General features: G+C 61.1%; 7 protein-coding genes and 1 pseudogene. 6 read left to right on the forward strand and 2 right to left on the reverse strand.

The window, feature by feature from the left end; genetic code table 11:
• The first annotated feature begins 86 nt into the window (after positions 1-86).
• Genes PM04_RS17015 through PM04_RS17025 form a run of 3 tightly spaced genes read left to right on the forward strand, consistent with a single transcriptional unit; the run spans position 87 to position 2,779 of the window.
• Complete coding sequence (locus PM04_RS17015) at positions 87-329, forward strand: type II toxin-antitoxin system Phd/YefM family antitoxin (protein WP_038009079.1); 243 nt, start codon at positions 87-89, stop codon at positions 327-329.
• The gene (locus tag PM04_RS17020) at positions 329-730 is read left to right on the forward strand and encodes a type II toxin-antitoxin system VapC family toxin (protein ID WP_038009080.1); all 402 of its coding nucleotides are present in this window, start codon (positions 329-331) and stop codon (positions 728-730) included. Before PM04_RS17015 ends, PM04_RS17020 begins: the two co-directional genes overlap by 1 nt.
• A gap of 51 nt (positions 731-781) precedes the next feature.
• The gene (locus PM04_RS17025) at positions 782-2,779 is read left to right on the forward strand and encodes a phage terminase large subunit family protein (RefSeq protein ID WP_038009088.1); all 1,998 of its coding nucleotides are present in this window, start codon (positions 782-784) and stop codon (positions 2,777-2,779) included.
• Here the strand turns inward: PM04_RS17025 and PM04_RS17030 are convergent, their stop codons facing one another.
• On the reverse strand, positions 2,780-3,076 hold the full coding sequence (locus PM04_RS17030) for a CcdB family protein (protein ID WP_038009081.1): 297 nt from the start codon (positions 3,074-3,076) through the stop codon (positions 2,780-2,782).
• Positions 3,076-3,321, reverse strand: coding sequence for a type II toxin-antitoxin system CcdA family antitoxin (locus tag PM04_RS17035; RefSeq protein WP_038009082.1), 246 nt, complete (start codon positions 3,319-3,321; stop codon positions 3,076-3,078). The genes PM04_RS17030 and PM04_RS17035 overlap by 1 nt, the downstream gene beginning before the upstream one ends.
• A 60-nt stretch (positions 3,322-3,381) precedes the next feature.
• Here PM04_RS17035 and PM04_RS17040 point away from each other — a divergent pair, with 60 nt between their 5' ends.
• The 3 genes and pseudogenes from PM04_RS17040 to PM04_RS17050 form a co-directional block, all read left to right on the forward strand.
• Entirely contained in the window at positions 3,382-3,591 is a 210-nt protein-coding gene (locus tag PM04_RS17040; RefSeq protein ID WP_038009084.1) for a phage head-tail joining protein, read from the forward strand.
• Entirely contained in the window at positions 3,591-5,096 is a 1,506-nt protein-coding gene (locus tag PM04_RS17045) for a phage portal protein (protein WP_038009085.1), read from the forward strand. Before PM04_RS17040 ends, PM04_RS17045 begins: the two co-directional genes overlap by 1 nt.
• Positions 5,096-5,629: pseudogene (locus PM04_RS17050) on the forward strand (S49 family peptidase); the annotation flags it as partial. The gene PM04_RS17045 and the pseudogene PM04_RS17050, both read left to right, overlap by 1 nt.

The following is a 5,629-nucleotide window of genomic DNA, read 5'->3' on the forward strand; positions in this document are numbered from 1 at the left end:
TCTCCGGGTCGCGCTTGAATAACTACTTTGACTATGACGAGAACAACGCCTATATCTAGCCAGGTACCTAGCCAGGAGTTAATTTTATGTGGACTCTTCAGAATGCCAAGAACAAATTTAGCACGGTGGTTGACGCGGCTCTTGCAGGCACGCCGCAGGAAGTTACGCGCCGCGGCAAGCCAGCAGTCGTGGTCCTCTCTGCGTCTGAATACCACCAACTCCTTTCTGAAGCGCAGCATTCGCGAGGATCTTTCGTTGAACATTTACTTGCCTTCCCTGGCAATGACCTTGAGCGCGCAAAGGCTAAGCCTCGAACGGTCGACTTTTGATGTATTTACTCGACACAAATGTTCTGTCTGCGTTGCGCCGACCTGAGCGCGCAGCAACTGTCAGCAATTGGCTACGAACAAAGCCTGAGGAACAACTTTACATTAGCGCAATTACACTGGGCGAGATTGAGCGCGGTATCGTCTTGCAAGAGGACCGCAATCCAGGCTTTGCCGCTGATCTACGACGCTGGATCGATCGGACGAGCCTACTTTTCTCCGACCGTCTCTTACCATTTGGGACTGAAGACGCCCGGATTTGGGGAAAACTTTCTGCACACATTGGAAACAATGGCGCTGATCTTCAAATTGCGGCAACAGCACTCGCACATGGTGCAATCGTAGTAACGGGCAATGTGAGTGACTTCGAGCCAACGGGCGTAGAGATCAAAAACCCCTTCTGAGCATTGCGCCGTGCCCTAAAACGCGCCCCGGAATGATACGGGATGCACGGCATGACCGCAGCCAACCAGCTTGACACTGACTTAACCGCGGACCTCGATCTCACCTTTGATGGCGCCGAGGATATCCTGCGCGCCTGGCGCCGGGGCATGCGGCCCGACCCAGACCTCACAGTCTCCGAATGGGCCGACAAGCACAGGAAACTGTCCTCGCGGGCCTCAGCTGAACCCGGGCAATATCGAACCGCCCGAACTCCATACCTACGCGCCATCATGGATGCGCTGTCGCCAAACCACCCGGCACAGCGGATCAGCTTCATGAAGGCCGCCCAGGTCGGGGCCACGGAAGCCGGCAACAACTGGATCGGCTTTGTCATCCACCATGCCCCTGGCCCGATGCTGGCCGTACTGCCCACGGTCGAGATGGCCAAGCGCACCTCGCGGGGCCGGATCGACCCGCTGATCGAGGACAGCCCGGCGCTGAAAGAGCGCGTGCAGCCAGCACGGTCGCGAGATGCGGGCAATTCGATGTTGTCCAAGGAATTCCCGGGCGGGATCTTAGTGCTGACGGGGGCGAACAGCGCTACCGGCCTCCGGTCAATGCCTGCGCGTTATGTGTTTCTGGACGAGGTCGATGCCTATCCAGCTTCGGCTGACGAGGAAGGCGACCCTGTGAGCCTCGCCGAGGCGCGCACCACGACCTTTGCACACAGGCGCAAGGTCTTCATGGTCTCAACGCCCACGATACGTGGGCTCTCTCGCATTGAGCGGGAGTTCGAGGCCAGCGATCAGCGACGGTACTTTGTGCCGTGTCCGCAGTGCGGCCATATGCAGTGGCTGCAGTTCGAGCGCCTGCGCTGGGACAAGGGGAAACCAGAGACGGCGGCCTATGTTTGTGAAGGCTGCGAGCGCTCCATTGCCGAGCATCACAAGACGCAGATGCTTGAGCGTGGTGAATGGCGCGCAACGGCGACCAGTTCTGATCCCAATGCGATCGGGTTCCACCTCTCGGCACTCTATTCGCCGATTGGCTGGAAGAGCTGGGAGCAGATCGCGCGGGACTGGCTGGCGGCCCAAGGCTCAGACGAGATGCTGCGTGCGGCGCGCAACACGCTTCTCGGCGAGACCTGGGTTGAAAGTGGCGATGCGCCGGAATGGCAGCGGCTTGCGGATCGGCGTGAGGCATATGCTGCGCAGATCCCCCTCGGCGGGCTGTTCCTCACCGCCGGAGCCGACGTCCAGAAGGACCGCATCGAGGTCGATGTCTGGGCCTGGGGCCGTGGCCTCGAAAGCTGGCTCGTCGATCACATCGTGCTTCCGGGCGGTCCTGGTGATCCGGCCTGCTGGCAAGCACTGACAGAGCTGCTCGGTCAAACCTGGGTGCATGAGAACGGCGCGGTGATGCCGCTTGCCAAGCTGGCCATCGATACCGGGTATGAAACCGCCGCAGTCTACGCCTGGGCGCGGGCGCAGGGGATATCGCAGGTCGCGCCCGTCAAAGGGCTTGAAGGCTTCAATCGAGCGACGCCGGTGTCGGGCCCGACCTTTGTCGACGCGACCGTGAATGGGAGGAAGCTCAAGCGCGGGGCACGGCTCTGGACGGTGGCCACAGCCACGTTCAAGGCGGAAACCTATCGGTATCTGCGCATCGAGCGGCCAACAGACGAAGACACCGCGCGGGGCGTGGCTGCGCCGGCAGGGACGATCCACCTGCCCGACTGGGCGGACAGCGAATGGCTGAAGCAACTGGTGGCTGAACAGCTGGTCACGATCCGCAACAAGCGCGGCTATGCCCGCCAGGAATGGCAAAAGATGCGCGAGCGCAACGAAGCGCTGGACACACGGGTCTATGCCCGAGCCGCAGCCTGGATCCTCGGCGCCGACCGCTTCGATGAACGGATGTGGCGTCAGTTGGAGAAGCAGGCCGGCGTGGAAACCAAGATCAGTGATCAGACGGAGCTGCCAGAGAAGGTTGCAGAACCGCAAGCCGGGCGGATCGCAGCGCCCCGGCGGCGTGGCTGGAAGATCAGTACGCCCAAATACATGGAATGATCAGAAGCCTGAGAATACCATATCAAGAGCGCCACGGATTTCATAATCAGAGGCGGAAAGGTTCGCGACAGGCGCCCCCTTGAGCAACGCCGATGGGATTGCAGCCATCTCAGCGGTGTGCAGAACAAATGATGCATCCTCTATCTTGAAGATAGGCTCAAGCCGTCCAATCGGCCTTGGCCCAGATGCGACCGGGAGGAGTGGAGCCACAACCCGCGTACCGGTCTCGATCAAATCTGTCTGGAGGTCGAGTACGAGCCGATCACCGGCAACCCGATACACATGAAACTGCGCCATTAGTCGATTTTCAACACCTGAAGATCCGCCAGTGGTGTCCCATTGGCTTCAATCCAGGCTCGACGCTCTGTGATAGCCGTCGCATTCTCTTGTGCCCAGGCTTCCGCCTTTGCCAAGCGGACAGCATCTGCAACTGCGGCGTCGCTGATGGCTGACACATTAAGGCCCAACTCGCGAGCGGCGGTCAGGTTGGTGGCCGTCAAAGTGATGTTCGTACGTTGCTTTTCACTCGTTGCGTGCTGCATTGAGCCCTCCTTCTACGCATCAAGAATACACACTCTAGGTGTGTAAAGCAAGAGAGCATCATGACCCTAAACGAGCTGAAACTCCGCCACAGCGCACTCTTGTCCGCGCGCTACAGCGGCACGCGATCGGTCAGCTATGACGGCAAGACCGTGAACTACGGAACTGACGCTGAGCTGGCCGCTGCGATCGGTGATGTCGAACGGCGCATCGCCAAACTCGAGCGTGGCGCTGGGCGGGTGCTCCGGCCCTTCGCTCTGAAGGATTTATAATGAACTGGCGTCAGCGCCTTGGCGCTTTCATCGGCGGATTTGACGCGGGCCAGCATCATCGCCGTCTTCGCGGGTTCCAGGCGACACGGGCACATGTGAACGCGCTGATCGCGGCATCTGGTCCCGACATCACCGCCCGTGCGCGCTGGCTGGTGCGCAACAATGGCTATGCCGTAAATGCAGTGGAAAGCTGGGCCGCCAACACCGTGGGCGACGGGATCAAGCCGATCTCGAAGCTGGCCGATGCCAAACGCAAGGAAGAACTCCAGCGGCTCTGGCTTGCCTGGACTGATGAGGCCGATGCCGAGGGGCTGACGGATTTCTACGGTCTGCAGCGCCGCGCCGCGCGGGAGGTGTTCTTAGCCGGTGAGGTCTTTGTCCGGATCCGGCCGCGGCGGGTGGAGGACAGCCTCACGGTTCCCCTCCAACTCCAGATGCTGCCCTCGGAAATGCTGCCGCTGCATGAGACCGGGGTGGCGCGGAATGGCAATGCCATCCGCCAGGGCATCGAGTTTGATCGGATCGGCCGGCGCGTCGCCTATCACTTCCTGCGGCGCCATCCGGGCGACAGCACCGATCCTGGACTGTCTGGCGAGATTGTGAGGGTGCCCGCATCGGAGGTGATCCATGTCATCGACCCCGTCGAAGGCGGCCAGCTCCGCGGTGTGTCGAAACTGGCCCCGGCGATCGTGAAGCTCTTCCTACTGGATCAATACGATGATGCCGAGCTCGACCGCAAAAAGGTCGCCGCAATGTATGCGATGTTCGTGACCTCGCCCGCCCCGGAGAACCCGCTCGCACCCCTTGATGATGAAGAGCTGCCCGCAGGCCTGGAGATCAGCCCCGGCCAGATCGTGCGCTTGGATCCGGGTGAGGACGTCACTGTCGGCCAACCAGCAGACAGCGGGGCAACCTATGAACCGTTCCAGTATCGGACCCTGCTGCAAATCTCCGCAGCACTTGGCATCCCCTATCCGTATCTCGCAAATGATATGGTGAAGGGGAACTTCTCGAACTCGCGCCTTGCGCTGATCGAGTTTCGCCGCCGTGTCTCGGCCTGGCAGCATTCGGTCATGGTCTACCAACTCTGCCGGCCGGTCTATACGCGCTGGCTAGATTTGGCCGTGCTCTCGGGCGCAATGACGCTGCCAGGCTATGAAGCGGATCGCCCGCGTATGCTCGCCGCGGATTGGCTTCCCACGAAATGGGACTGGGTCGATCCGCTCAAAGACGCCAATGCAGAGATCGCCCAGATCGAAGCGGGCCTGAAATCCCGCAGCCAAGCCATCGCCGAGCGCGGCTATGACGCCGAGCAGGTTGATCGGGAGGTTGCCGCGGAGCGGGCCCGCGAGCGCGCGCTGGGTCTTGATTTCCGACGGCCGGGTTCGCCCGCGCAAGGTGTGCAGGCAGTGCCGGTCAACGACGGCAGCGCCGATGACGATGGCAGCGATGACACAGCCGATGACGTAACAGCGCGTTCACGCACCGAAGAGGACCGGCCCTAATGCTCCACGCCCGCATTGCAACACGCGCCTTCAACACGCCGCTCTTGGTGGAACCCTACAAGGCCATGGCGTTTCTGTCAGGGCTTGGACCACGTCTTCTGGGACGGCCGGTCGATCTCTCTGATCACGACGACGCTTTAGACAGCACCGCAGCACATCTTCCCGCAAAGGCCAGCATTTTGGCCGGCAACCTCGCCGACCACCTGCAGCAAAATGGCAATGCGCCCTACGCGGTCGTAGACGGCATCGCGGTGATTGAGATCTCCGGCGTGCTGATCCACCGGGGCGGTTGGATCGGGCAATCCTCCGGCCAGACCAGCTATGAAGGGATCGCGGCTCAGATCGAGGCAGCCGCACGCGATCCGTCTGTTCGGGCGGTAGCGCTCGAGATTGATAGCTTTGGCGGAGAGGTCGCAGGTGTCTTTGATCTGTCCGATAAAATCCGAACCCTGCGTCGCGATAAACCCGTCTGGGCTTTCGTCGCTGAACATGCTTTCTCGGCCGGTTACGCGTTGGCCTCCCAGGCTGACCGG

This window comes from Thalassobacter sp. 16PALIMAR09, assembly GCF_000765485.1.
GTDB lineage: Bacteria > Pseudomonadota > Alphaproteobacteria > Rhodobacterales > Rhodobacteraceae > Thalassobacter > Thalassobacter stenotrophicus.

Excerpts from the sequence above, each read along its gene's own strand:
- PM04_RS17015 (WP_038009079.1), top strand. The coding sequence starts at position 87 with ATGTGGACTCTTCAGAATGCCAAGAACAAATTTAGCACGGTGGTTGAC.
- PM04_RS17020 (WP_038009080.1), top strand. The coding sequence starts at position 329 with ATGTATTTACTCGACACAAATGTTCTGTCTGCGTTGCGCCGACCTGAG.
- PM04_RS17025 (WP_038009088.1), top strand. The coding sequence starts at position 782 with ATGACCGCAGCCAACCAGCTTGACACTGACTTAACCGCGGACCTCGAT.
- PM04_RS17030 (WP_038009081.1), bottom strand. The coding sequence starts at position 3,076 with ATGGCGCAGTTTCATGTGTATCGGGTTGCCGGTGATCGGCTCGTACTC.
- PM04_RS17035 (WP_038009082.1), bottom strand. The coding sequence starts at position 3,321 with ATGCAGCACGCAACGAGTGAAAAGCAACGTACGAACATCACTTTGACG.
- PM04_RS17040 (WP_038009084.1), top strand. The coding sequence starts at position 3,382 with ATGACCCTAAACGAGCTGAAACTCCGCCACAGCGCACTCTTGTCCGCG.
- PM04_RS17045 (WP_038009085.1), top strand. The coding sequence starts at position 3,591 with ATGAACTGGCGTCAGCGCCTTGGCGCTTTCATCGGCGGATTTGACGCG.